This is a genomic window from Hymenobacter sp. M1-2 (assembly GCF_057808495.1).
On sequence record NZ_JBTYZO010000002.1, the window covers coordinates 260,706 to 287,320 of the forward strand.

The window sequence follows — 26,615 nt, forward strand, 5'->3', positions numbered from 1 at the left end:
AGAGGGCAGCGAAGATATCATTGCTCAGCTTTACCGGGCTACCATTGGCCGGAACTGCCTTTCATCCCGCCCCGAATATCCTGCACTTGCCCTTCTAGCAAAGCTAAGCCGCGCCGGAACGCATCCGTTACTTCCGCTTTCTCCTCTTCAGGCAGCGGGCCTTGCTCTTGCACTTGCTGGCGAACCTGACGTAAATGGTTGAGAATATCGTCCCACTCGTCGCTGCCTTGTTCGTTGTGCTTATTCGCCATTGTCGTACGCCTTGGGGGCAACTTCTTTCGCATGAACCCGGAAGATACGAGGGCGACGCTAAAATGTGCGGGAAACTTTCGGGCGGCGGCGGCGGTATTGACTAGCGCGTCTCCCGGACGGGCCTTGCCCGGACTTCGCCCGACCAGATTTACATCCGGCCGGGCTTCTACCTTTGTCTCTCGCCTAGAAAATATTCGCTTTGAAGGTCTCCGATTTCCTCAAATTATACTCCCTCGACCCCACGGTGCTGACGGTGGGTGCCCGTCTCAATCCGGCCACTGCCAACACGCTGCGCGGTGCCGCCAAGGACGATGCCGATGCCGTACGCCTACACCTGCGCGGCCTCGTGGGCAGCCAGGACGCGGTGCTGGCCGCAGCTCTGCACCGCGAGTTTCCCAACCAGCACCACCTCTTCATCCTCCATGACCGGGAAGAAGCCGCCTACTTCCTGGCCGACTTGCAGCATTTGGTACCCGATGAGGAGCCGCTGCTGTTCCCCAGTTCCTACAAGCGGCCTTATAGCTTCGACGAGACGGAAAACGCCAACGTACTCATGCGCGCCGAGGTGCTGAACAAGCTTAATACGCACCGGGGCACCTCACCCCCTAACCCCCTCTCCACGGGAGAGGGGGAACTAGATTCTAATAGCTCTAAAAATCTAAAAGCTAGTCCTCCCTCTCTGAAGGAGAGGGGGTTAGGGGGTGAGGCTCCCGGCGTCCTCATCGTCACGTATCCGGAGGCGCTTTTTGAGAAGGTCATCAACAAGAAAAGCCTCGTGGCCAACACGTTCGTTGTGAAGGCGGGGGACAAGCTGGATGTCAACTTCATCAGCGACATGCTGGCCGAGTACGACTTCGAGCGGACCGACTTCGTGTATGAGGCGGGACAGTTTGCCGTACGTGGCGGCATCGTCGACATCTTTTCGTATGCCAACGAGCTGCCGTACCGGATTGAGCTGTTCGGGGATGAGGTGGAGACGATACGCACATTTGACCCGGAGAGCCAGCTTTCGGTGGAGAAGCGCCAGCAGGTGAGTATCATCCCGAACGTGCAAACCAAGCTGCTTCAGGAGACCCGAGAGGCATTTCTGGACTTCATTCCAAAGAACACCGCCATTTGGGCCAAGGACGTGCGCCAGACTTTGGATGTGGTGGAAGAATCCTTCGATAGGGCAGAGCAGGGCTTCAAAGAGCTGCTGGCGTCTTCGGGCGGGATGCAGATTGTGAGCAAGCCGGAAGATTTGTTCGAAACGGGCAAGTCGTTCAAGAAGCTGCTCGATGGGTTTGCCGTGGTGGAGTTTGGCAAACGGTTCTATTTCAAAGCTGGTGCCGAGGAGTTCAGCTTCAGCAGTAAGCCGCAGCCGAGCTTCAACAAGGACTTCAACCGGCTCGTCAAGAACCTGCACGAAAACCAGCAAAAAGGCTATACCAACATCATTGCGGCCGAATCGGTGCGGCAGGCGGACCGGCTACGAACCATCTTCGACGAGCTGGACAACAACGTGCAGTTCCAGCACCTGCTGCTGGGCCTGCGTGAAGGCTACATAGACGACACGTTGAAACTGGTAGTATACACCGACCACCAGTTGTTCGAGCGGTTCTACCGGGCGCAGGAAGGCCGCAAGTTCTCCAAGAAGAAGGCGCTGACCCTGAAAGAGCTGCGTACGCTGGTGCCCGGCGACTACGTGGTGCACCAGGACTACGGTATCGCGCGCTTCGCGGGCCTGACGCAGGTGGAAATCAACGGGCACTTGCAGGAGGCTATCCGGCTGGTGTACCGCGACGACGACTTGCTGACTGTCAGCATTCACGCCCTGCACAAGATTGCCAAGTATTCGGGCGCTGAGGGTACGCCGCCGACTATGAGCAAGCTGGGCTCGCCGGAGTGGGAGAACAAGAAGAAGTCGGTGAAGAAGAAGGTGAAGGACATTGCCGCCGAGCTGATTCGACTCTACGCCAAGCGCAAAACCGCGCCCGGCCACGCCTTCGCTCACGACTCCTTCATGCAGGCCGAACTGGAGTCGAGCTTCATTTACGAAGACACGCCCGACCAGGCCAAGGCCACCGAGGACGTGAAGCGCGACATGGAAGTGCCCCACCCCATGGACCGCCTCGTGTGCGGCGACGTGGGCTTTGGCAAAACGGAAGTAGCCATTCGGGCCGCGTTTAAGTCGGTGGCCGATGGCAAGCAGGTGGCCGTGCTGGTGCCCACTACCATTCTGGCCATGCAGCATTACAAAACGTTTCGGGAGCGGTTGGCGGCCCTGCCCGTGACGGTGGAGTACGTGAACCGCTTCAAGAGCACCAAGCAGATCAAGGAAACCCTGGCCCGCGTGGCGGAGGGCAAAACCGACATCCTCATTGGCACGCACCGCCTCACCAACAAAGACATCAAGTTCAAGGACCTGGGCCTGCTGGTTATCGACGAGGAGCAGAAGTTTGGGGTGAAAACCAAGGACAAGCTCAAGGAGCTGAAGGTGAACGTAGACACGCTCACGCTTTCGGCCACGCCCATTCCGCGCACCCTGCACTTCTCGCTCATGGGTGCCCGCGACCTGAGCGTGATTGCCACGCCGCCACCCAACCGCCAGCCGGTGCAAACCGAGCTGCACGTGTTCGATGAGTTGCTGGTGCGCGACGCCGTGGCCCGCGAAATCAAGCGCGGCGGACAGGTGTTCTTCGTGCACAACCGCGTGAAGGACATTGAGGAACTGGCCAACATGATACTGCGCCTCGTGCCCGACGCCCGCGTGACTTACATTCACGGGCAGATGGAAGGCGACCTGCTGGAAAAGCGCATGATGAAGTTCGTGGATGGCGAGTACGACGTGCTGGTGAGCACCAACCTTATTGAGTCGGGCCTCGACATTCCCAATGCCAACACCATCATCATCAACCGCGCCCACCTCTTTGGTCTGAGCGACTTGCACCAGATGCGGGGCCGTGTGGGCCGCTCCAACAAAAAGGCATACTGCTACCTGCTCACGCCTCCGGTGGCCGGCCTGCCCTCCGATGCCCGCAAGCGCCTGAGCACGCTCGAAGAATTCTCCGACCTCGGCGACGGTTTCAAAGTAGCCATGCGCGACCTCGACATCCGCGGGGCCGGCAACCTGTTGGGTGGCGAGCAGTCGGGCTTCATCAACGACTTGGGCTTCGAGACCTACCACCAGATTCTGGACGAGGCCGTGACGGAGCTGAAGGAAACCGAATTCCGTGACCTGTTTCTCGGCGACCCCACCGAGCGCCTCCAGCAAGCCGTCAAGAATAGCGGTCCGAAGGAGTGCAACATCGAAACCGACCTGCAAATCCTCATTCCCGACACCTACGTGAGCAACGTGTCGGAGCGTTTGCAGCTCTACAGCAAGCTTGATCGGGTGAAGAACCCCGAAGAGCTGCGCAAGCTGGTGGCCGGCATTGTGGACCGGTTTGGGCCGCTGCCGCCCGAAGTGGAGCAGCTGGCCGACATCGTGCGGCTGCGCTGGCAAGCCTGCCAGGTGGGTTTCGAGAAACTAACGCTGAAGAGGAACCTGCTGAAAGGCTATATCTCGGCCACCAACAACGAAGCCTACTTCCAGGGCGACACCTTCGGCAACATCCTGAGCTACGTGCAAACCCACGCCCGCTCGGCCAGCATGAAGGAGCGTAAGGAGCAGCTCATCCTCAGCATCGAAGAGGTGAAAAGCGTGCAAGCAGCCAAGCGCATTCTCAGCGAGCTAGGCAGTGAGGAGAAGGTGGGAGTGTAGCGCGAAGTCCTAGCCGGCCAACCGTCCGCAACGCTCAAAAGACTATCTTCACCTGTCTCACCTTAAAATTAAAGTGCCACTCCCATGAATAATAATGAACGATTCGACCAGCTAGAGGGCCTCATGGCGGATATGCTTCGCCGAATGGACCAAATGGCTGGTCGGATGGATCAATTGGCCAGTAGCCAGGAGCAGATAGTTGCTAGCCAAGTGCGCACCAATGAATTATTGGATGGCGTAGTTGAAGTGCTCAAAATCACGGACCAACGTTTTCAGCGCGTAGAGGAGGCTTTTCTTAAAATGGATGAGCGTCAGCAGCGGTTTGAGGACACCCAACGGGCTTTGGTGAACGTACTCCAGCAACAAACCGACCATTTGGGCACCGCCTTCCGCACCCTCGAAAGCCACAACGGCCGCATCCAGAAGCTCGAAGACAATCAGGCGGCCTAGTCTCATTCGATATACAACAGCGCCGGTTCGTTGCAGCAGCAATGGGCCAGCGCTGTTGTATGTTCGGTGAAATTTTCGTTGCATTGGATCAAAGAAACCGGGTAGCATCATGCGCAACAGCAGGTCCATCCCTGCCAACTACCCGCGCCACCCTACCATGCCCGACTCACTTTCGCCCCAAGCTCTTGCTGAAGCCGAGCGGGAGCAAACGCGCTTGGCTCACCTCGTCGTCACGCACGACCAACTACCGGACCCGATCCGCACGGTGGCGGGTGTGGACGTGGCGTATGCCAAAGACACCGATTCGCTCGTAGCCGCGGCAGTGCTGCTTGATGCAAACAGCCTAGCTGTTCTGCACACGGCCGTAGTGAAGTTGAGGGCAACTTTTCCTTACATCCCCGGCCTGTTTTCGTTTCGGGAGCTGCCGCCGCTGCTTCAGGCGTTGGAGCAACTGCCCCAAGCGCCCGACCTCGTGATTTGCGACGGACAGGGTCTGGCACACCCGCGCCGCTTCGGGCTGGCCTGCCACCTGGGTGTAGCTACGGGCCTCGCCACCATCGGCTGCGCCAAAACGCGGCTCGTGGGTGAGTACGACGACTGCAGCCCCACGCGCGGCAGTACCGCCGAGCTGCGCGACCAAGGAGAGGTAGTAGGTCGGGCGCTGCGCACGCAAATGGGCAAGAACCCGGTGTTTGTGTCGGTGGGGCACCAAGTTTCGCTCGATACGGCTTGCCGGTGGGTGCTGCACTGCGCGCCCACCTACCGGCTCCCGGAAACCACCCGCGCCGCCGACCAACTCGTGAACCAGGAACTGAAACGGCTGCTCACCGCCGGCGAGTAGGCGCGTGCTGACTTCCCAGAAAAGGCACAAAAAACGCTGCCTGGCATCTTGCCGGGCAGCGTTTTTTGTACGTTAAGCGCAGGACTTCAAGCCGAAATTTAGCGCACGAGTTGCAGCGGTTGAGACTGAGCTGCCTCGTCCGTTTTGAGTACTACCCGATAGGTCCCGCTAGTCAGCGACTCGGCCTTGAAAGTGGCTTGGTGTTGCCCAGCCGTTTGCTTTTCGTCGTGCACCAGCAGGGCTACGCGGCGGCCTAGCGCATCTACTACTTCTAGACGTACAGTGGCCGGCTTAGCCAACTCGTAGCGGAGCGTGGTTTGGTTGGTGAAAGGGTTAGGATACACATCCAGCGGAAGGCCGCTCAGCTTCGCCTGGCTCGCCTGGCTCGATGCTACTGTCTGACGAGCCGCCGATTTCAGGGTCAGCTTCCACCGCTGGGCGTTAGACGAGTTGGCCGTGTAAGATTTCACGATGGTACCGTCGGCCGTACCGCTGCCGTTCACGTCCAGGCGCTTGCCAGGAGCGCATTGCGGTTCCAACTCGTAGATACCGTTGCTCAGATCAATCGGGATGAGCTTCCACTGCTGGGCCGTGCTGGTGTTGGCGTCCCAGATCTGCACCTTGGCGTTGTCAGCCGAACTACCTGCGTTTACATCCAAGCGGCGCGTGGTGGCCCCTACTACTTGCGAGTTGAGAGTGTATATGTCGCCGCTTACGTTGGTCAGCTTCCAGGCTTGGGCGTTCGAGCCGTTGCTCGGCGAAATGTTGATTTGCGTACCGTTGGCGGTGCCCGAGGAAAGTACATCGAGGCGTGAGCTAGGCGCGCACTGCGGGGCCAACTCATACACGGCCCCCGACTGAATGGCATTCTTTAAGATCAGCTTCCACCGCTGGTTGTTACCCGCATTGGCTGTGTAAGACTGTACTTTGGTGCCATCGGCGGTGCCACCGTTTGCCACATCCAGGCGCTTGCCGGGGGCGCACTGTGGCTCTAGCTCATAAATGCCGTTGCCTTGGTCGATAAACTTCCAGCGCTGGGCATTGGTGGTATTGGCATCCCAGATCTGCACTTTGGCGTTGTCGGCGCTGCTGGAGCCATTTACGTCCAGGCGGCGCGTGGTAGCCCCCACTACTTGGGGCGTAAGCTCATAGATGTCGCCACTTACGTTGGTGATTTTCCAGGCCTGCGCATTGGTGCCGTTGCTGGGCGAAATATTGATTTGGGTGCCATTGATAGTGCCCGACGCCAGCACGTCCAGGCGCGAGCCGGGTGCATTCTGCGGGGCCAGCTCATACACAGCGCCCGACGCAATAGCCGGCGAGGGGGTACTCGTCGTCACGCGGAACGTGGCGGTGTACGTTACATCGTCGGTGGGGGTGCTAATGGTTTGCGAGGCGCTGCCACCCTGGCTCCACGACACAAACTCGTAGCTCATGCCGTTCAGGGTTTGGGGCGAGGTAACACTTAAAGTCCGCTTTATTCCTTCCACGCTCACCACTGTAGTCGGAGTGGTCAGGCCCTGGCCATCAACTTCTACTTTCAAGCCGGCCGGGCTGGTGGCAAAACTCAGCGTAGTGGTCTGCGGGTAAATGTCGATGGAGTCGCGCTTGCTGGTTTTGCCCTTCGAGTCCGTGACGCGCAGGAAGAGCCGGAACCAGACGTTGGAAGCTGTTTCGCCTTCCGTTGGCACTGTGAAAGTACCACTGGTGCCCGTGGTGGCACTGCTGGCAAAGACCGGCGCGGGGCCGGGGTGGAAATGGTCGTCGTGGTGGAAGTCTACCTGCCACGAAAAGGCGCTGGCCGGCAAAGTGCCATCCTCGGAATCCGTGCCCGTGCCCGCAAAGCTGATAATGTCGCCGCCCCGGTACTTGGCGCCCGCAACGGGCGTTGTGATGTCGGCCGTAGGGGCTTGGTTGGTGTCTACGGTGAGAGTGGCGCTGTTGCTAGTCACGCTCGATACGGAGTTCGTGACCACCACCCGGAACGTGGCGCCGTTGTCGGCGAGCGTAACCGAAGAAATGGTGTACGTGGAGGACGTAGCGCCCGCAATGTTCACGTTGTTGCGCTGCCATTGGTAGGCCAGCGGCGCGCCGCCCGAAGCACCCACTACGAAGGTCGCCGAACCACCCACCGAAGCCGTCTTGTTCACGGGCTGGGCCGAAATACTGGGCGCGTCGTTGCCGACGTACTGCACCCGCCATACTTCCCCGTTGCTGCTCGACGTATTATCATCCACGGAGCCCCCACCTAGGCCACCGCGCGCCAAGTAATACAGGTTGCCGTCGGGGCTCACTTTCACGTCGATGGGCCGGTTGATACCCGTGGCGAAGGTGGCCACGGCGTTGCCGTTGGCTACGTCCAGCGTTTTGAGGTAGCCGTTGCAATAGTCGGCGAAAAAGTACTTGCCGGTGTAGCTGCTCGGAAACTGCGAAGAAGCCGGGTTGAAGAAGGTACCGCCCGTGATGGAGCAGCCCTGGCTATGATCGTAAGCGTAGGTGGGGTCCTGGTAGCCAGCGGGGGGCGTTTGGGTGCCTCGCGGGCCTTCGATGCCCGGCCAGCCGAAGTTTTTACCTCCCACCGTAGCATCGTTCACTTCTTCCCAGCTGCCGCCGCCCACATCATTGACGAAGATCTTGCCGGTACCAGGCTGCACGGCGGCCCGATAGGGGTTGCGCAGGCCCAAGGCCCAAATGGCGCGGTTCTTACCGGTAGCCGTGGTGTAAAAAGGGTTGTCGGTTGGGATGGAGCCGTCTGGATTGATGCGCAGAACCTTGCCCAGCAGGTTATTTAAAGTCTGCGAATTGCTGCTGACTGAGTTTTCCCCGGTCATGATGTAGAGCTTGCCACCTTTGAACAGCAGCGCGCCGCCGTTGTGGACGCCCGCGCCCAGGTTATCGAGTTCCAGCAGCACGGTTTCGCTGCCAGCTACGGCCACGTCGCCGTTGGCCGTGAAGCGGCTCACGCGGTTGTGCGAGGGGCTGCCCGCCAGCGTGTAGTACACGTACACGTAGTTGTTGGTGGCGAAATTAGGGTCGAAAGCCACGCTTTGCAGTCCTCGTTCATTGCTGACATCCACGTTGGGAATAGTCACGAAGGGCGTAGCCAGCAGCGCTCCATTCTTGATAATTCGGATGCTGCCGGTTTTGATGGTCACGAACAACCGGCCATCGGGTGCGAATTCCAACCCAGTTGGATCGAGCCCCGTGGCAAGACGGGTTTCCGAAAAGCTGGACGGCAGGGTGGAGGCGTGGGCGCCAGCGGCAAAGCCAAGTAAGACGGCCAGCCAGAGGCAGCACAGCCAAAACGAACCCCGGAAAGGGCGCGTTTTCAGCAGAGATGAGAAGTTACGGCGGCCACTGATTGGCCGCTCAGAAGTTGGGTTTGTTTTCATGTGGTAGTGGAAAAGTACAGAGCTAAATGGTGATTAGGCAAAATGCAAGCTGATCCTTATAAGGATACTTCAATGTAGCTATTTTGCCGGGCAGGACACAAAGCCAGAAGCCCGTCACGCCGAAAATCACAAAATCTTAACGACTGCCCCAGCCCACTCGCGTCCACTTCTTAGCCTCCACCAGCCGCTGTTTCCTACCACCCCGAACCCCGCCACCACACTCCCCGGCACCACCGAAACCGTTGCGCCATTTTATTACAACCAAACGCCCGTTTCTTGCTGAAACGGGCGTTTGGTTGTCACAGGAGAGCCAACCCCTCCCGGAAATACTGAAAGCTGGGTGAGGTATTGCGCGCCGGGTCCATATGAAGGGCAATGGTTTCGGCCCATTCTATTTTGGCTTTGCCGGTGGGGTAGTAGTTGCCTTTTTGCAGCACGCGCCACAGTGTTTCCCAGGTATCGGCAATAGCATCGGGATTGTGGGGGAGACCGCTGAAATGCTGAGGGCGCACGCGGGAATACGCGGCTTGAATAGCTTCCCGGTCGCCGAAAAACCAGGCTTCCAACTCCTGCACAGCCAGCCGGGTGATGATGCGGAACGGCTTGCTGGGGCCGGCGGTGGTTTTAGTTGGCAGGCCCGCCTCGGCTATCACCTTTTCCAGTTCGGCTTTGCGCCGCTTACAATCCGTATCGGCGTCCATCAAGATAACGACCCGCAACTCGGGCTGATGCGGAAACTGGCGGGCGTAGGTTTTGAGCCGGCCGGGCAGACGCTGTAACAGGTCGGTTTTGCCCCGGTGCGGATGGCAGTGACACGTAACATGGGGCGGCAGCAGTTTCGGCAGCAATCCTTGTAGCGCCGCTTCCGCCGATTGTTCTTCCAGTAAAAACTCAATGTGCATAACGAACGGCCGCTGACGGGCGGGGCTACTGAGCGGCTGGGGTAGGGGGGGCCAGCGGGTCGCCGAGGCGGAAGAAATTGCTGGTCCAGAGGTAGCCCAGCGGTGAGCCGTCTTCTACCAGCTCCTTCACCTGCGGAATATCAGCGGTGCGGGTGGCCTGCGTGTAGCCATCTTCGCCTCGGTGCAGTATCCAGACCTGCTCCGGCTCCAAGGCATCCAGCAAAAAGGGCGAGTGGGTAGCGACCAGCAGCTGCCGCGTCTCGGTGGCTTTGATGAGTTCTTCGGCTAGGCGCGGCAGCAGGCGCGGGTGCAACTCGTTTTCCGGCTCCTCTAGTCCCAGCAGCCCGGTGGCGTTGGGCTCGTAGAGCAGCGTGAGCAGGGCCGCCAGCCGCATCGTGCCCTCCGACATATACTGCGCCGGCAGCGGCTTCTCAAACGGCGCATCCTTGAAACGCAGCAACAGCCGCTCATCGGAAGTTATTTCTGTTACGACCTCCGCCAACTGTGGCACCCACCGCCGTAGCTGCGCCGTGATGCGCGCCAGCGCCTCCGGGTGCTTGGTGTGCAGGTAGTACAGCACGTTGGGCAGGTTGTCCCCATTCGCCGACAGTCTCTCCCGCGGCCCGGCATCGGAGTAGCCTTTCAGGTGGTCGTCAGTGAGGTGGATGTAGCGGTAGGAGGTAAGTAATGCCACGAAAGGACTTACAAAATCATCCTTTAAAGGTCCTTTGAATTGAATACTATTAAATAAAAGCAACAATGAATTATCTGTCTTGACATTAAGCCTGATATCTGAATTGTCAGAATCTTCACCTGCTAGCTGCTCGTAAGCCGGGTTGCCTTTGAAAAGAGTTATCCACTTGGTAGTATCCTCTTGCGCTTTTTCAACTACAAATAATGGGTAGACTTTATCAGCTTCTTTTATACAAAGTTGCTCCTCTTGAATATGTACTTGTCCATCATACTCAGTTAACACTATAAGATACAGAAGAGGACGTGTGCTAAAATCCAGCAAAATTTCTACCTCAAACTCAATCGGCCCCTCCTGGCCCCGCGTCCTCATCCCCGCAAAACGGTTCCGCTTCTCCCAGGCTTGCTGCAAATTGCCGCTCACTGCTTCGGCCAGAAACGCCAGCGCGTCGAGGATGGTGGATTTGCCGCTGCCGTTGGGGCCGATGAACACCGTGAGCGGCGTCAGGTCGCGCAGCTCCACGTCGCGCAGGGCGCGGTAGTTTTTGATGCGCAAGTAGGTGAGGCGGGGGTAGCCGAGGGGCGCGGCGGTGTCGGGCATGAGGCAAGGCAGTGGTTGCCACAAAGTACGGGCGTTTGCAAGAATGTAGGCGAAGCACGTACCCGCGCAGCCACAGCAGGTACTCAAAGGGCTTCGGATTCAACGCGGCACGGTGCTGCTAATGGCGCGCTCGGTACACCATCCGTACTTGCTCGAAGCCGATGGCGGCGGGCCGCAAGCTGCAAGGTGCTTTCTTTAGCAGTAGAATCTGCCTCCCTATCCACCCTATGAAACGCATCAACTGGCGCCTGTTCGCACAACACTTTCTGGCCATTCCTTTCCTGGTGCTAGGAGCACGGCAGTTGCAGATTATCCGAGCAGTAGATATCATCGAGGCTTACCAGCAACACGGTATGGAAGGTCTGGACGACTTGCCCCAACAGTACACACTCGCCGAGATGACGTTCAAACTTCAGACCGAGCCGCTGTATGCCGGGTTTCTGTCTATCGTAGTCTGCTGCCTGCTTTCGGCCCTAGTGGTGTGGCAACAGCGAGAGAGCTGGCTGATTCCGGTGCTACTGCTGGCCGCCGCCATCCTAAGCTCCCGAACCCACTATTACACGAGCGAAGTGGTCCACACCGGCCTTACGCTGCTCCGCTGGCCGCTGGAATCATGGCCTCTGGCGGTGCGGCTAGCTGTTGTAGGCGGCTTATTGGTAGCGGCGGGAGTCTTGTTGCTCCTGCTGCCGCTCCGGCGGCGGGTTGTGGTGGAACCTGGTATCATGGAAATCGGCCGCTAACGGCTGCCAACCAGTACCCACGCTTACGGTTTCGCGGCCTTCATGAAAACCAGCGTGCTGCTAGTGGTTGGGGCCAGCTGGCCCCGGAAAGGTGCTCTGCAATACGTAGCCCTGCTCATAGAGCTTGGCTAATACGCGCTGATACCCCAGGGCCGCCTCCTCATTGTAGCGCTTACCCGAGCTGGTCTGAAACTCCTCCACTTCGGGCGCGGCAGTCCCCCGCGATATGCAAACTCGAATCGTTTTGTAGGTTTCAAACGTCCGCACCACCACTACGGTGGGGGCGTCGGCCAGGGCCATGGTTGGGAGGCTGTGCAGCACCAGCAGGCAGCTCAGGAAGTAGGCTAGCTTTTTCATGCAGTCAGGAAAGATGTGTGGGCGTGAAATTCTAGAACAGGGTAGGAGCAGGCCGCCCACGGAAGGTCGCCCCCGCAGAATACGACCCATTGCGGCGGCAACGTCCGCTCGCACTTGTCCTCAAGATTCTTGCCGCCCCTGTAGCGGCGCATGTCATCCCTGTAGCCTTCTATGACGCCCCTATAATGGTCTTTGCCACTCCTATAATGGTCTTTGCCACTCCTGTAGCGAAGCATGTCACCTCTGTAATGAGCTTTGCCACCCCTGTAGCGAAGCATGTCAGGGCTGTAGTGCTCTATGACGCCCCTATAGCGGGGCTTGCCACCTCTATAGCCGGGCATGACGGGGCTGTAGCAACTCATGTCACTCCTGTAGCGGGCTTTGCCAGCCTTGTAGTCGGGCCTGCCAGGTGAGCGGGAAAATATGTGGGCCAAATAATATTATGGCATTATAATGCCCCTATATTAGCTCCTCTGTAGCCCTTAACCTTTTATCAGCATGAACGATTTCCAACGCGCCCGGCTCACCATGCTCCAGGCCACTCTGGCCGTGCTCAATCAGCACGCCGACCTCACTACTGCCAACCAATCCCTGATTCAGGATCGGGCCCGCGTCGCCGATTTGGTGGAAGACCTCGACCCCACCGCCGAAACGCAGCAACTCGCGGCCAGCGCCCAGAAGCCCGGTGCCGTGAAGAAGAAGGTGAAAAACAACTTGGCGCAGCTGGCCGCCGAAACGGCCGCCGCCCTCTTCGCCCACGCCGATGCTACCGACAACCTCACCCTGCAAACCGATTCCGACTACACCGAGCGCAGCCTCCGCCGCCAGGTCGACAACGACTTGCTGCGCATTGCTCGCAACATTCACACCCGCGCCACCGAGCATTTCACGGCGCTCCAAACCCAAGGCGTAACCCAGGCCGAACTCGATGCCCTAGACGCCGCCCTCATCACCTTCCAGCAGGCCCAGGCCGTTCCTCGCACGTCGCGTGCTACCGCCAAAGCCGCCACCAACGGCCTCGCCGCCGACCTGCGCGAAGCCAACAACATCCTCCGCAACCGCCTCGACAAGTACCTGCTCCGCTACCAGCGCACCCAGCCCGCCTTCTACACCGCCTACCAATCGGCCCGCCAAACCATCAACAGCGCCGCCCGCCCCACCAAACCAGAGCAGAAGCAATAAGCTAGAAACTAGCTCCCCTCCTTTTTTTAAGGAGGGGTTGGGGGTGGTTGACTAGAACTAGAAAATTAGAGCTAGTACTCGTTCAACGATTTTACCACCCCCAACCCCTCCTTCAAAAAAGGAGGGGAGCTGTAGCTCTAGCCTCATACATCTCCGACTGAACACCAGCTTACCAACCCCCGTATACCAGCCACGCACCCGTGCGTGGCACTCACTCTTCACTCGACCCACTTCTATGAAAACGCTAGCCCTCGTAGCCGCTCTGGCCCTTTGCGCCACCGCTGCTTCCGCCCAAACCACCCCCGGCAGCACGCCCACCGTCAATGGCAGCATGAGCCCGCAGTCGTCGCCGCCCGCGCAGCCCCCAGGTTCCACCGGCACGCTGCCCGCCAGCAACACCCAGCCCGCCAGCGACCAGCCCACCGGCACCACCAGCGGCTCCACGGGCACCACTAGCGGCTCCACGAGCCCCAGCAGCGACAAGCAGGAGATGCGCAAGCACCGCACCAAAAAGCACCGCACCAAATCCACGACTACCACCACCAGCCCGCAGTAAGCCCCGCGCTAACCCTCTCTCAACGCAACGGCCGCCCTATTTGGGGCGGCCGTTGTTGGTTCTGGGCTTCTGCTGCCCGGAGCTTCGCGCTATAATCCGTACAACAACTCTAGAGCCGCCCCAAGACCTAGCCCCGCTTAAACGTGCGGCCGGCGCTGTAGCCACTCCGTCGATTCGCGCGCTACCAGCGCCGCAAACGCGTCCATGTCGCCCGGCTGCAATTGCGTCCCGGATGACTTTTCGTAGGTTGCGCGGATCTTTTCGGCCAGGTGCTGGGCCTTGTTGGGTAAGTCCTCCAGTTCGATGTTCTCCTCGTCGAGCACGCGGAAAAGCTCTTCTTTCGGAATGGGCGAGAGGCCGCCGGGGGGGGATACCCAGCCAGAGCGAGCAGCTGAATTTTCGGATTGAGCCATGAGTCAAGGGGCTAAAACGGTACGTGATTAAACTGCCTTCCTACGCAGGCAGAAACCTCCGCGTTGACCCGCACCCTTTCCGTATTATCCTTACACCTGAGCTTGTAGAAGCCTTTTCAGGCAATTAGCCGCCGTAAAACGGCCCACAGTCAACAGCTCTATTTCTAGAAATCTGTGCTCAAGTAAAGAAGCACATTTGCGTTGCGACCCCGCTACTGTTGGATAGTAGCTAAGTGCGCCGCCCAGCCGACAGGATAGTACCGAAAGCAGTAGCCCCTACCCCCCACCGCACTACTGTGGCCTGGGGTGTAGGGGCTACTGACACGCCGTGAAACGGCAGCGGATGGTTACTTTACCAATTGCAAATCCGGCGTCGAGTTGTCGGCCAGCGTGGCTTTGCCGCGGCTCTTGCGCGTGATGCGCGAGAAAAGGCTGATTTCCTGGTCGAAGAGGAAACGGAAAAACAGCTTGGTGTAGGACGTATGGTGCAGCAGCGGCTCGTAGAACTCCGGCGCCACGGCCTTCAGCTTGGGCAGGTTGTTCCACGGAATAGAAGGCATGTCGTGGTGCTCGTTGTGGTAGCCCACGTTGAGGTTGATGCCGTTCATGCGGCCGTAGTAGCTGTAGGTTTCCTGGCTGAGGTCGAGGGTGAGGTAGTGCTCCTGAATCCAGCGCGCCCCCAGCGGGTGCAGCCCCACCGAAAACCAGAAGCTCAGAAACAGATACAGCATGGCCGTCCAGCCGAAGAAGTACACGATGGCCACATCAAAAGCCACCTGCGCCACAAAGTTGGCCACCACGTACCGGTCCACGGCCGCCACTTCCCGGCAGCGCACGGTGCGTATCACCTGAAACAGCGGGAAGAAAAACAGCCAGATGGCCTTGCCGATGGAGTAGTTCTGAATGAGCCGCGCCTCGTACCAGTCCGGTAGGTCAGCGTCCAGTTCGTGCACTCCCTGAAACACGTGGTGCTTGAGGTGGAAATTCTTGAAGGAAATAGCCGTCGGTAGCACCGAAGGGAAGTTGGCAATAATACCTACCGCTGCGTTCTGCCACACTTTCTTAAACACCAAGTTGTGCGCCGCCTCGTGAATCACCACGAACAAGGTGTGCGACAAAAATGCCCCCACCAAGTACGCCACCGGCAGCGTCCAGTACCACGCCTGGTTGCGCAGCAGATAGGCCAGCAGCACTTGCGCACCCACGCAGGCCAGCCCAATCAGGAAAGTGGCCGGGGTGCGGGTCATGAGGTGACGCACTTCGGGGTGCGCCTTCACAATCTGGCGCGTCCGGATCCGGTGGGGCTCCGTGGTGTCTACTTCAAGGAAGGCAGTTGGTTTTGCACTCATGGGGTACGTAGTTAACAACAAATAGACAGGCTCGGCACCTTGGCAAAGCAGGTGAAGAAGGCAGGTTTTCCGTAACCCCACTTCCGTTGTAAAGTTCAGCTTTTCGAATGGTTTCTGCCCGAATCACGCAACAACTTATTTCCCTCAACTACCTCACGATTTTGAACCGGCTCTTCGTTTATACAGCCTACACTAGCGCCAAGAGATTGAACCAGCGAAGCAAAAACGTCGAAAGAAGACGCGCTGTGCCACTTGTCAGCAGGGAATGAAGAATGTATCGTCGAGGTTTCTGCCGCGAAGAAAAGGAAAGTAGATGGCCAATTAAGACCGCCGAATTTAGCGCTAAACCGTGACTCAAAGCTGCTCCGAGGCTTCCCCGGCCAGACACCGAGGAGCTTGCGCGCCCAACCTCGTCAGCTACCGCACGTATCTTGGAACTTTGCCTGGCACCCGCTGCTTAGCCGCCAGAACATTCATTTTCAGTCGTAGCGTTAGGATGAACCACATTGTCTACATGAGCCGCGCCGTCCGGCCGCTTTCCGACCAGGATTTGCAGGAACTGTTAGCCCAGTGTCGCCGCGACAATGCTCAGCATAACATCACGGGGGTCTTGTTCTACAGCCACGGCAACATCGCCCAGCTGCTGGAAGGCGACCCCGCCGTGCTAGAGCCGATCTACGAGAAGATAACCCGGGATGGCCGCCACTCCAACGTGACCAAGCTGGCCGACAAACCCATCAATGTCCGCAGCTTTCCCGACTGGTCTATGGCATTTCATCCGCTCAAGTCTGCGGCCTTCAGCACCCTGCAAGGCTTTTTCCTGCCGCAGCAGATGCCGCCTACTCCCGCCACGCTCACCATCGCCGACGCCATGCTGGTAGACTTGGTACGGCAGGCCGTATTTGGCCACGATGGGCCAGTAACCAATCCGGAAGAATAAGCCGCCCGTATCACCGTACTCCTTCCTCTGCTCTATTTCCAACCTATGCGCGAACAGCAGCTTCAGAATATTCTCCGGCATATGCCTGCGGGTATTGCCACCCTACTGGGGCCGGAGCTGCGCTATGGTTTCGTAAATGAGGCTATGCAGGCCTTGCTAGGAGGAGCAACCCTCGAAGGCCAGCCCCTGACCCAGCATCCGGGAGCTTTATCGGCCGATTTGTTGGAGGTGATGCGGCAGGTCTACCAGTCTGGGCGGCCCTACGTGGCCAAGGCGTACGCCCTGCCCCTAGCCGATGTGGCTGGCGGCCCCGCCACGCCGCGCTACTTCGACCTAGCCCTAGAACCGCTGCACGACGACGAGGACCAGCCGCTGGGCCTGCTCTTGTTTGCCGTTGATGTGACGGGGCAGGAGCAGGCTCGCCAACGCGCCCATGAGCTGGCCCTCGAAACTCGCCGCCTCGATGCCCGTCTGCGCGTGCTTACGGAAACGGCCCCGCAAATCACCTTTACCATCGATGCCGCCGGGCACTTTGAGTACGTAAGCCCGCAGTGGTACTACTTCACTGGCCAGCCGCCCACCGCCGACCTCAATGCCATGTGGCCGCTGCTCATTCACCCCGACGACCGGCTGCGCGTGCTCTACCAGTCCGATGCGGCCCGGGCTGGGGGCGTGGGTTGGAGCTACGAGTACCGCCTGCGCCGCCACGATGGCCAATATCGCTGGGTGCTCAGCCGCGCCCTGCCCGAGCTGCACGCCCCCGACAAGCCTGTGTTTTGGCACGGCGCCGTCACGGAAGTGCACGACCAGCGCGAGCTGGCCGAAGTGCTGCGCCGCGGCGAGGCCGAGCTGCGCTTCCTCGCCGACAGCATCCGCCAGCTCATCTGGACAGCCAACGCCGACGGCTTCATCGACTACTACAACCAGCACACCGCCGAGTACACCGGCCTCACGGCCCAGGAGCTAGGCCCCACCGGCTGGGTGGCCCTGCTCGACCCCACCGAACAAGCCGCCGCCGCCCGCCGCTGGGTGCAGTGCGTGGCTTCTGGCCAAGACTACGAGGGCCTCTACCGCATGCGCCGCCACGATGGGCAATACCGCTGGCACATCATTCGGGCCCGGCAGCTGGCCGATGCCCGCGGCCCCCGCTGGTTCGGGGCCTGCACCGACGTGGACGACCAGCACCGCCTGCGCGAAGTGCTCCAAACCCAGTACGACGAGCTAGCCCGCACCAACCGCGACCTGGATACCTTCGTCTATACCGCCTCCCACGACCTGAAACAGCCGCTGTTCAACCTGCGCGGTCTGTTCGAGGAGCTGCGCCGCACCGCCTCCTTCCAAGACCCCGACCAGGAAATGCTGCTCGAAATGGTAGACGGTGCCCTGCGCCAGCTTGATGGAACCTTGCAGGAACTGGCCGCCACCGTGCAGGACCAGCGCCAGCTATCGGCGCCCACCGAAACCCTCGACTTGCGGAGCGTGGCCGAAGAAGTGCTGCTTGGACTGCGCACCCAGGTCCAGGAAGCCCAGGCCACCGTGGAGCTGAATGTGGCCGCGGCTCCCACGCTCGACTACGGGCGGGCCAACCTGCGGAGCGTGCTGCACAACCTGCTCAGCAATGCCCTCAAGTTTGCTCATCCCAACCGCGCCTTACACATTAGAGTCACGAGTACCTGGTCCGAGGCGGGCTATCCTCAGCTCATCCTTGAGGACAATGGGCTTGGAATGGAGCTACCGGAGAGCGGGGCGCTGGCGTTTCATTTGTTTGAGCGGCAGCACCCCCAGGTAGCGGGCGCGGGCGTCGGACTCTATTTGGTGCAGCGGGTGGTTGATAGTCGTGGCGGGCACCTGGAAGCCACCAGCACCGTAGGCGAGGGCACCACCTTCACCGTGTATTGGTTCGAGCAAAACCACGCGGCCGTAGTGGAATAGGCTTTATCCCCGTTCGTACATCCTGCGCGCCAAGCATACTCAAGGCTCGTTCTGCTCACTCAGCTCGGCCCGGATAGTGCGTAGCATCTGCGTGTCCACGGGCTTATGAATGAGGCCCGAAACGAGGGCGTACTCCTTGGCTCTCGCGGCATCGGAAGGAGCCAGCGAGGAGGTGAGAATGTAGATGCGGCATCGGTCCGACAGCGCGGGTTCGTGGGGTAGCAGAGCTTCCAGAAACTCCCAGCCATCCATGACGGGCATATTCAGATCCAGGAAGATAACCTCGGGCACGTGTACCGGAAGCCGCTCTTCTAAGTAGCCAAGAGCCTCTTGAGCCGATAAGAAGGAGCGGATACTCTCCGAGAAACTTTCGCGCTTTAGCAATCTTTCCGTCAAGAATACGCTGGTCGAATTATCGTCAATCAGTAAGGTTTCCATGAGTAACTGCATCAGCGTAAATGAATAGTAAAGCGGGTTCCTACGTTTACTTGGCTGCTCACTTCAATGTGGCCGCCCATAGCTTCCACGTGATTTTTGACTAAGTATAACCCCATGCCGCGGCCCGTTTGCTGCGTATGAAACCGCTTGTAGAGTTTGAAAACATCAGAGCCGGCTTTCGCCAAATCGAAGCCCGAGCCATTGTCGGCAATCGAAATCTGCACGCCGTCTTCGGAGTTCACCGTGCCCTGCACGTGTACTTGCAAGGGCCGCGTTTCGGCCCGGTACTTAATGGAATTGGAAAGCAGGTTGAAGAAGATACTGTAGAGGTAAGCGCGGTTGCCATGCACGCGCAGCCCCACGGGTAGGTCCACCTGCAAAGTGCCGCCGCACTGCTCCAACGGCTCTTCCAATGTACGCCGCGCCTGATCAATTACGTCGGCAAGGCGCACCAGTTCCGAAGCAGCTACATCTTGCGTGTCTCGCACCGCCAAGATGGTATTCATATCCTGAAGTACGGTATCGAGCTGGTAAGTGTTGGTTTGCAAATGCACCAGCGTCACCTGATAGTCGTCCGATTGCGGGTCCAGGGAGCTTAGCAAATCCACCAGGCCCATGATATTAGCCAACGGCGCGCGCAGGTTATGCGACACAATGTAAGTGAACTGCTGGAGGTCGTTGTTTTGCCGGTACAGCTCCTCTTGGGCTTTCACCCGGTCCGTTACGTCGGAGAAATACACCGATAAGCCTTCTTCCGAGGGCGAGGCTTTCACGTCGAACCACCGCTCTACCCTTTCCAAAAAAGCCTCGAAATGCACGGCTTGGCCACTAGTTATGGCGTGCTCATATTGCTGGTGAAATGTGCCTCCGTACTCCTCCGGAAACACATCCCACATTAGCTGCCCCACGAGTTGTTCCCGCTTCACGTGCAGCAACCGTTCTACCTCGCCGTTCACGTAAGCAAAGCGCCACTCGTGGTCGAGCAGAAAAAAAGCGTCCGTGATGCTCTCGAAAATAGTATTGAGTTTGCGCGCCTGCTGCTGAATGATGTTCTGCGACTCGGAAACCTCGGTAATGTCGCGCGCTACCATGTGGATGCCCCGTACTGCCCCGTTTTCCATGAGCGGCACTTTCGTAACATCAAGCACTTTGGGCTCGGCGCCGGCAAACTGCACTTCGGCATCAAACCGCACCTTGGTGCCCCGAAACGCTTCCCGCAGTTTCTCTTCAAACAAGGGCCACAAGTGAGGCGGCAAAAAATCCAACAAAGGCCGATGCCACACTTGCTCCTTCGTCTTGTGCACAAGCGAAAGAAAAGCTTGGTTGGCATCTAAAATGATTCCGTTCTCATTCTGGAACACAACCAAGTCTGGGTTATTCTCAAACAACGACCGAAACCGCTGCTCGCTCTCTGCTAACTGCGCATTGTTATCCATGAAGGTGAAAGCAACTGCCTTGATGCCCGTCTGAACCTAAAACACCCATTACAATACGGGCAACTATGGTTTTGGTGGTTGAAGTTGGGGTAAAAATTGAAAAATTCACTCTTGGGCCTCACTCTCTGCCAAATAAGACCAGGTTAGTCTCCTTGTACACGTCGTCCTTGAGCTTTGAGGCGCGGCTGGCAGGTACTATAATGCGCCATTGGTGTCTGCTGGTGCGTAATGGTAGAATGTATGTTCTTCCTGCGTAAGCATACAGCTTTTACTAGTGGTTGAGGTTATTTCATTAATCATACTATCCTTTTATAATAATAATGCTCTAACTTTCCAGCAGTCTTGGGCGTAAGCTCAAGCATCTTATTTATCACTTTACATTGTCGAGAATGGCTGCTATTTCATGTTTTCTGCCTTGTTTGATTTGGGGGAAACTGCTTTCCGCCGCAACGCCCCAAGTGGTGCCTTGCACCGAAAACGTAACAAGCTGTTGTAATCTAGTCTAGTCTGCTAGCGCGTAACTTGCTTTACAGTTCCGCTACAGAATCAAATTACCCCTTATTCCAGGTTGGCCGCCATTCGCCAACTGGCTTAGCACCCAACCTGCCCACCGCTTGGCAGGCTTCGGTTTCCTGCATACTACTGCGTTTTTGCCTGCTTGTCTCCACCGGAGAGATACTAGGAGTGGGTCATTTTTTTGTCATAGACTAAAGCACCACAACATGCCGTACGCATTCAATACCAAGGCCAAAGCAGTGGCTTTCGTTAGCGGATTTAATCGTCCGGGCACGCGCTGGGTTGCCCGCCTCAGCATCGGCAAAGGCGTTGGGCATTCCGGCATCAACCTGTACGCCAACCGGCAGTACGTGGGCACGCTACAGGGCGACATCCTAGGAGCTGCTCTGTATAAAGATCCCAACAAAAATGCCGTGGAGTATCGCGACATTCCGCTCACGTGGAACAGGCTACTGCAGGGCATCGACGAAACGTATTCCCACCCTACCGCCTGGGGAACCTGGTTTTGCCACGATATAACGGCCGCTGTTTTCCGCCGCTGGGGCTTACGGGGGCAAGACGTGTACGATATGGCGTATAGCAGGACCCCGCTAGGCCGGCCCGGATTGGTGATAGGCCGACTGATGGGACTACTCGCTGCGCCGGGTACTACCCTTTGGCTGGGGGTACACGAAGGGTGGAACAAATTCCAGGAGGCCTGGCGCAATTACGACCAGTTACCGGACGTCCTGAAGTTTCCCAACTACCTGCGCTGGTCTACTTTGAGACTGAGATAGAGCCTTTCTACGGCGTACCGGCGAGTTTCTTACGATTCCACTCCTTCTTTTCCTTCCTTTCCTATGCCGCGTCAAGTTCAAGTATTTATTCAGCCTTCGGGCCGCAAAATCCCCATTCTGGATTTCCGCTACCTGCGCTTGCAGCAAGAGGTGCACACGCACCATAGCTTCGAAATCTGCGTGCCCTTCGACCATCTGGAAGGCCGGGCGGCAAGCTTTATGCGCACCGCGCACCAAGAACTCATTGGAAAGCCTCTGACGATGAGCTTCCTGGACCACGAAACGGGTTTCCCGTACGAGCTGGCCTTCTCCGGCATCGTGACGGAACTCGTGGTGAGCGGCGATAACGACTACACGGGTTCCTTTATCATCAAGGGCCACAGCCCTACCTGCCTGCTCACGGATGGCGTGCAAAAACGCACTTTCCGCAACTTGCCGCTGTCGGCCATTATAGAACAAGTGCTACAGCCGTACCCGGCCAATTTATTGCCGCGGGGCGAAATCAAAACGGCTAACACGCCCCTGCCCTACGTGGTGCAGTACAACGAAAGCAACTTCGACTTTTTAGTTCGCTTGCTGTCCGAAGCGCACGAGTGGGGCTACTACGACGGTAAAAAGCTGCAATTCGGAACGCCGGCGCAAACTCCACCCCAAAGTGTGTACCTGGACGGCGTGTGGGGCACCTACCAGCTGGAAACGGTGGTGATGCCCTCCAAGCTGACATTGGCAGTCTACAACCCCGAAAAGAATGAGCATTTCCGGGCGGAGAATGGCACCAAAGCCGAAGGCGTAGACACCAATCATCTGGCCGCTTTTGCCCTCAAAGAGTCGCACACCTTGTACTCGCAACCCTCGTACGGCAAGCCCGTGGCTGGCGCGGAAACACCTGCGGCCCTCACCCAGACAGCCAAAACGGCGGGCACTTCCCGCGCCAACGCGCACGTCCTGCTCCGAGGCCGTAGCGACAATCCTAGCCTGCAGCTGGGAGCCATTATTGAGGTGACGGCCGAGGGCTTAGGCAGTGCTAGTTTCCAGCCAGATGCCGTGGGTATGTACCGCATCACGAGCATCACGCACTACGTGGACGAGCAGGGTAACTACGAAAACTCCTTCACGGGGGTGCTGCATTCTATTCCGGTGCCGCCGGCCAACCAGTTTGTGCGGCCTCCGATGGCGGAAATGGAGTTGGCTGATGTGGTAGACTTGCAGGACCCGCTAAAGCTAGGCCGCGTGCGGGTGCGCTACCACTGGCCCGTAGAAAAGCCCCACTTGGCCGAAACTGGCTGGCTGCGCGTGAGCACGCCCTACACCGGCGACGGCAAAGGCCAGCTCTTTACGCCCGAGCTAGGCTCTCAGGTACTCATCGGCTACGAGCTGCACCGCCCCGAACAGCCCCTGATTCTAGGCAACCTCTTCCACGCCAAAAACCCGGCGCAAGGCAGCTACAGCCACCCAGACAACAACGTAAAGAGCATCCGCACGAAGGGTGGCAACAAAATCACTTTCCACGATGAGAAAGGCGAAGAGCGTATCCTCATCTCGAACGGCAACAAGAAGGAAACGGCCTTGGAAATCTCCTTCAAGGAAGACGGCAACATCACGTTGCGCACGGCGGGCTCCATCAATCTCAGCGCCGGGGCCGATATCGTGATGGAAGCCGGCGGCGAAATCCTGATGGCCGCCAAGAAGAAGTTTGAGTATCAGGCCGAGGTGGTATCTGGCGTAGCGACGGATAAAATGATGATTGACGGGGGCAGCAAAATCACCGTTGATTCCGCTGATTCTCAGTATTTGTAATCTTCTACTTCGGCACTCATGAACGATGACGATTTAGAATACATCGTGTCCGGGGCGCTACTGACGTGCAGCCAGGGCTTGGTGCCGGCGCCATTCAGAGCCACTCCGCGCAAAACGAAAATCTCCGACAAAGTAGCTGGCAACGAGTCGGACCGCGCGCCTATCGCCAACATTCCCTCGTTTATCATTTGCCAGAAGCTCACCCAGCAAGCCGGTGGTAACCCCGTGCCGTGCGTACCCGCGCCGCAGCCCTGGCAGAAAACGTACCCCGCCAAAGTAGGCGGGGCGCGGGGGCTGCTGTTTATGTCGTGCCTGACGTGCTCGGCCGGGCAAGGCAAAATTGAGTTCTTGACTTCCGGTCAGATACCCGTTTCGGCCGCCACGCTAGCCCACCTGCAAAGTGCCCGGCAAGAAGGCCTGGATGCCCTGGTGCAAGCCGACCGGGAGCGGAAGGCAGTGGGCGAGTCGGGGCTGCTGGAAGGAGCTATTCCGCTCTGGGGCAGCGGCCGAGACTTTGTGAACAGCGTGCAAACGGGCAGCGTGGGCGGCGCCGTAGTCAACGGCGGCTTTTTCATTTGGGATGCGGTATCGGTGGCGGCTGGGGTGGTGAGCTTCGGTACGGCCACGGTGGCCATGCAAGGCGGCAAAGCAGGCTTGCGCGCGGCCATGCGAGCTGGCGGTAAGGTGGTTATCGGGGCCGCTAGAAAGAAGCTGGCCGCATTAGCGGCTCGGTCGGTGGCCCTGAAATCAGGCCTGCGCAGAAGCTTATTTGCGGCCCGGAAAGCGGCGGCCGAGTTGTGCGTGCGAGCCTGCTTTCCGGCCGGTACGCTGGTACTCACGCGGGCCGGCCGCGTGCCCATCGAACAAATCCAGGTTGGGGATGATGTGTGGGCGTACAACGAGCACACGCAGCAGGCCGACTGGAAGCCGGTGCTGGAACTGCACACCACGCACAGCCAAGCACTCTGCGAGATAGAAGTGGTAGGTGAAGTGCTGGAAGCCACGCCGGGTCACTGGTTTTTCGCGGACGGAGACTGGAAAGATGCGGCCGACCTCAAACCGGGCAATTTGCTCCTGCGGGCCGACGGGGCCGTAACTCCCGTGCTGCGCGTAACGGAAAAAGAGGTTTCGGCTCCGATCTACAACCTGGAGGTGCAGGATCATCATACCTACTTCGTGGGCCACACTGGGCTGCTGGCTCATAATAAGTGCGACCCATTGACGGAGCTGGTTGATATTGGCGGTGGCGTGCTGAAAAGACGCATGCGCCCCAACCACAGCTACGTACGCAATGGCTACACGTACAAGACCGACAAATTCGGCCGCATCAAGGAAAGCAGCGGCACCCTCTCGCTAGGAGCGGGCGGCCGCGACAGCTACATGCAGCGGACCCTGGGCAAAAACGACGGCCGCAAAGCCGGCGACGCGGGCGGCCACCTCATCGGGCAGCAGTTTGGCGGCAACCCCAGCAACGCGAACATGGTGCCGATGGCCCATAAAGGGGTGAACGAGTATCCCAAGGGCACTTGGGGTGGCATGGAAGACCGGTGGCAAAAAGCGCTGCAGCGCGGCGATACGGTGAAAGTGAAAATCAATCCGGTTTACTCGGCTGGCAACACCACTTCTCGCCCCAACAGCATCAAAGTAACGGAGTGGATTAACGGTGTTCCGAGGCGTCTTACCATCAATAACCCGTAATTGCTGCCAGACTTTCCTTCGACCTTATGACCGACGAAATCCAAGAACTTATCCAGCACATCGGCCAACTCGCCGTGGCCAACGTGCCCAGCAACGAGTGGGAGACTATCACCGTCGTTTCCCGCAACCTGTACACTTTTGGCGAGCTAGACGTCAGCTACCTGACGGGTGTGTACAAAGCCAAGCCCGAGTTTTACCTCATTGAAGACGACGACCTAGAGTACGAGGAGCAAGCCACGCCCAGCTTCGAAAAGCTGCGCCGCTTGATGTACGAGGAAGCTCCTTTTAAGGGCGCATGGTACACCGCCGAGCTGCGCATCACGAGCGACGGAAAATTCAACATCGACTTCGAGTACGATGAGCCGTCGTTCAGCATTGAGGTGCCGGAAGAAGACTTCGTTGCTGACTTCCAGGAATTTCCCCGCGACGAAGAAAGCACCCCCGATTGGCTTAAGGAAATCGTGAAACGCCACGGGCTGTCTTTTCACGAGCCGGAGTCTTATTCCTAGTTCGTGCTACCGCTTTAGTCGGAGTTTTCAACAAGACGGCCGAAGACCCCCACCTTGGGATTCTTCGGCCGTCTTGTTTTGATGAATGTAGCCGGTAAAGCTGCCCAACCGAACTCACAGATACCAAACATCAGCAGCCTGCACGGAAACTGCCACTGCCGCACCGGGCGCAACTTCAGCCGCACTGGCTTTCACCGTGACTTGGCCGCCGCGTAGCGTCACGTCCAGCTCCGAGTAGCTGCCGAAAAACCGCACGGCCCGCACGGTGCCCGGCAGGCCACCGCCTTCTGCTGAGCCTAGCGTTAGTTTCTCGGGACGAATGAGCAGGTGCTTGCCCTTTTTCTTGCTGCCAATGAGCTTGCTGAATGAAGCGCCTAGCGGGCCAGTAAGTAGGTTATAATCACCAAAGAGGCCGGCGGTGTAAGCATCGGCTGGCTGCGCGTACACCTGCGCGGGTGGGCCTTGCTGCACGAGCCGGCCAGCGCGGAGCACCAGGATTTCATCGGCCCAGGAAAGCGTGTCCAGCGGGTCGTGGGAGACGAGGATGCAAGTGATGCCAAGCCGCTCGCCTAGGTCTTCGATAACGGCTTTCAGCTCTTGCTTGTGGCCTCGGTCGAGGTTGGAGAACGGCTCATCGAGCAGCAGCAGCCGAGGCGAGGTGAGCAGTAGCCTGGCTAGCGCAATCCGCTGCCTTTCGCCGCCCGAAAGCTGGTCGGTACGGCGCGTGGCCAGATGAGCAATGCGGCACACGTCGTACAACTCAGCCTCTTCCTCTACCGACAAGGTATTGGCGTAGCGCAACGCTTGCTCGACTCGCAGAAACTTGGGCAACTCAAACTGCTGCGACAGATACGCAATGCCTGGGTGGCCCGGCACCAACACTTCCTGCGGCCCGCGCACCCGGACCCCATCGAAGCGGACCTCGCCGGCATCGGGCTGCACCTGGCCAGCTATAACTTGCAGCAGCGTGCTTTTGCCGGCACCCGTTTCGCCTGCTATGGTCAGCTTCTGGAACGGCCGTTGCGTGAAGCTGATAGCATGCAAAGCATCATTTCCTCTCTCCCGCAGCGAGATGCCCGAGACTTGTAAAAACGTCATAGGCTGAC

Annotated in this window: 22 protein-coding genes; 12 read left to right on the top strand and 10 right to left on the bottom strand. The window is 58.6% G+C overall.

The features are described from left to right. Window positions 1–38 precede the first annotated feature (38 nt). Window positions 39–284, bottom strand: coding sequence for a hypothetical protein (locus ACYSMN_RS03190; protein ID WP_488922392.1), 246 nt, complete (start codon window positions 282–284; stop codon window positions 39–41). A 167-nt stretch (window positions 285–451) separates the two neighbouring features. On the opposite strand from ACYSMN_RS03190, the gene mfd reads away from it, so the two are divergent. From mfd to nfi, 3 genes are all read left to right on the top strand, one after another. Beyond that, window positions 452–3,994 carry a transcription-repair coupling factor gene (gene mfd / locus ACYSMN_RS03195; protein WP_488922393.1) on the top strand — a complete coding sequence of 1,181 codons (3,543 nt, stop codon included), beginning with the start codon at window positions 452–454 and terminating at the stop codon, window positions 3,992–3,994. An 84-nt stretch (window positions 3,995–4,078) separates the two neighbouring features. Next, window positions 4,079–4,444 carry a hypothetical protein gene (locus ACYSMN_RS03200; RefSeq protein ID WP_488922394.1) on the top strand — a complete coding sequence of 122 codons (366 nt, stop codon included), beginning with the start codon at window positions 4,079–4,081 and terminating at the stop codon, window positions 4,442–4,444. 157 nt (window positions 4,445–4,601) lie between these two features. Continuing rightward, entirely contained in the window at window positions 4,602–5,285 is a 684-nt protein-coding gene (gene nfi / locus ACYSMN_RS03205) for a deoxyribonuclease V (protein ID WP_488922395.1), read from the top strand. Window positions 5,286–5,383: 98 nt separating this feature from the next. Here the strand turns inward: nfi and ACYSMN_RS03210 are convergent, their stop codons facing one another. The 3 genes from ACYSMN_RS03210 to ACYSMN_RS03220 all read right to left on the bottom strand — a co-directional run bounded on the left by ACYSMN_RS03210 (window position 5,384) and on the right by ACYSMN_RS03220 (window position 10,870). Then, on the bottom strand, window positions 5,384–8,677 hold the full coding sequence (locus ACYSMN_RS03210) for a PQQ-dependent sugar dehydrogenase (protein ID WP_488922396.1): 3,294 nt from the start codon (window positions 8,675–8,677) through the stop codon (window positions 5,384–5,386). Between the two features lie 299 nt (window positions 8,678–8,976). Beyond that, window positions 8,977–9,579 carry a DUF4276 family protein gene (locus tag ACYSMN_RS03215; protein WP_488922397.1) on the bottom strand — a complete coding sequence of 201 codons (603 nt, stop codon included), beginning with the start codon at window positions 9,577–9,579 and terminating at the stop codon, window positions 8,977–8,979. Between the two features lie 25 nt (window positions 9,580–9,604). Then, window positions 9,605–10,870 carry an AAA family ATPase gene (locus tag ACYSMN_RS03220; protein ID WP_488922398.1) on the bottom strand — a complete coding sequence of 422 codons (1,266 nt, stop codon included), beginning with the start codon at window positions 10,868–10,870 and terminating at the stop codon, window positions 9,605–9,607. Between the two features lie 227 nt (window positions 10,871–11,097). Between ACYSMN_RS03220 and ACYSMN_RS03225 the strand changes: the two genes are divergently transcribed. Next, window positions 11,098–11,610, top strand: coding sequence for a hypothetical protein (locus ACYSMN_RS03225; protein WP_488922399.1), 513 nt, complete (start codon window positions 11,098–11,100; stop codon window positions 11,608–11,610). Between the two features lie 60 nt (window positions 11,611–11,670). Here ACYSMN_RS03225 and ACYSMN_RS03230 read toward each other — a convergent pair whose 3' ends face one another. Next, window positions 11,671–11,967, bottom strand: coding sequence for a hypothetical protein (locus ACYSMN_RS03230; protein ID WP_488922400.1), 297 nt, complete (start codon window positions 11,965–11,967; stop codon window positions 11,671–11,673). Between the two features lie 498 nt (window positions 11,968–12,465). Here ACYSMN_RS03230 and ACYSMN_RS03235 point away from each other — a divergent pair, with 498 nt between their 5' ends. After that, window positions 12,466–13,149 (top strand): hypothetical protein, encoded by a 684-nt coding sequence (locus ACYSMN_RS03235; protein WP_488922401.1) that lies wholly within the window; start codon window positions 12,466–12,468, stop codon window positions 13,147–13,149. Window positions 13,150–13,384: 235 nt separating this feature from the next. Beyond that, window positions 13,385–13,705 (top strand): hypothetical protein, encoded by a 321-nt coding sequence (locus tag ACYSMN_RS03240; protein WP_488922402.1) that lies wholly within the window; start codon window positions 13,385–13,387, stop codon window positions 13,703–13,705. Between the two features lie 137 nt (window positions 13,706–13,842). Here the strand turns inward: ACYSMN_RS03240 and ACYSMN_RS03245 are convergent, their stop codons facing one another. Then, window positions 13,843–14,118, bottom strand: a complete 276-nt coding sequence (locus tag ACYSMN_RS03245; protein ID WP_488922403.1) for a hypothetical protein — start codon at window positions 14,116–14,118, stop codon at window positions 13,843–13,845. Window positions 14,119–14,465: 347 nt separating this feature from the next. Next, on the bottom strand, window positions 14,466–15,467 hold the full coding sequence (locus ACYSMN_RS03250) for a fatty acid desaturase (protein WP_488922404.1): 1,002 nt from the start codon (window positions 15,465–15,467) through the stop codon (window positions 14,466–14,468). Between the two features lie 496 nt (window positions 15,468–15,963). Between ACYSMN_RS03250 and ACYSMN_RS03255 the strand changes: the two genes are divergently transcribed. Together ACYSMN_RS03255 and ACYSMN_RS03260 are read left to right on the top strand one after the other, a co-directional pair. Continuing rightward, window positions 15,964–16,407 (top strand): BLUF domain-containing protein, encoded by a 444-nt coding sequence (locus ACYSMN_RS03255; RefSeq protein WP_488922405.1) that lies wholly within the window; start codon window positions 15,964–15,966, stop codon window positions 16,405–16,407. 81 nt (window positions 16,408–16,488) lie between these two features. After that, window positions 16,489–18,339, top strand: coding sequence for a sensor histidine kinase (locus tag ACYSMN_RS03260; protein WP_488922406.1), 1,851 nt, complete (start codon window positions 16,489–16,491; stop codon window positions 18,337–18,339). Window positions 18,340–18,378: 39 nt separating this feature from the next. Here ACYSMN_RS03260 and ACYSMN_RS03265 read toward each other — a convergent pair whose 3' ends face one another. Next, entirely contained in the window at window positions 18,379–18,777 is a 399-nt protein-coding gene (locus tag ACYSMN_RS03265) for a response regulator (RefSeq protein ID WP_488922407.1), read from the bottom strand. Window positions 18,778–18,788: 11 nt separating this feature from the next. After that, window positions 18,789–20,213 carry a sensor histidine kinase gene (locus tag ACYSMN_RS03270; RefSeq protein ID WP_488922408.1) on the bottom strand — a complete coding sequence of 475 codons (1,425 nt, stop codon included), beginning with the start codon at window positions 20,211–20,213 and terminating at the stop codon, window positions 18,789–18,791. Window positions 20,214–20,935: 722 nt separating this feature from the next. On the opposite strand from ACYSMN_RS03270, the gene ACYSMN_RS03275 reads away from it, so the two are divergent. The 4 genes from ACYSMN_RS03275 to ACYSMN_RS03290 all read left to right on the top strand — a co-directional run bounded on the left by ACYSMN_RS03275 (window position 20,936) and on the right by ACYSMN_RS03290 (window position 25,509). Continuing rightward, window positions 20,936–21,505 carry a hypothetical protein gene (locus ACYSMN_RS03275; protein ID WP_488922409.1) on the top strand — a complete coding sequence of 190 codons (570 nt, stop codon included), beginning with the start codon at window positions 20,936–20,938 and terminating at the stop codon, window positions 21,503–21,505. Window positions 21,506–21,568: 63 nt separating this feature from the next. Next, the gene (locus ACYSMN_RS03280; protein ID WP_488922410.1) at window positions 21,569–23,302 is read left to right on the top strand and encodes a type VI secretion system Vgr family protein; all 1,734 of its coding nucleotides are present in this window, start codon (window positions 21,569–21,571) and stop codon (window positions 23,300–23,302) included. Between the two features lie 18 nt (window positions 23,303–23,320). Continuing rightward, window positions 23,321–25,000: a DNA/RNA non-specific endonuclease gene (locus tag ACYSMN_RS03285; protein ID WP_488922411.1), complete on the top strand. Its 1,680-nt coding sequence runs from the start codon at window positions 23,321–23,323 to the stop codon at window positions 24,998–25,000. A gap of 26 nt (window positions 25,001–25,026) precedes the next feature. Then, the gene (locus tag ACYSMN_RS03290) at window positions 25,027–25,509 is read left to right on the top strand and encodes a hypothetical protein (protein WP_488922412.1); all 483 of its coding nucleotides are present in this window, start codon (window positions 25,027–25,029) and stop codon (window positions 25,507–25,509) included. A 114-nt stretch (window positions 25,510–25,623) separates the two neighbouring features. Here ACYSMN_RS03290 and ACYSMN_RS03295 read toward each other — a convergent pair whose 3' ends face one another. Continuing rightward, window positions 25,624–26,607 carry an ABC transporter ATP-binding protein gene (locus tag ACYSMN_RS03295; protein WP_488922413.1) on the bottom strand — a complete coding sequence of 328 codons (984 nt, stop codon included), beginning with the start codon at window positions 26,605–26,607 and terminating at the stop codon, window positions 25,624–25,626. Window positions 26,608–26,615: the final 8 nt, after the last annotated feature.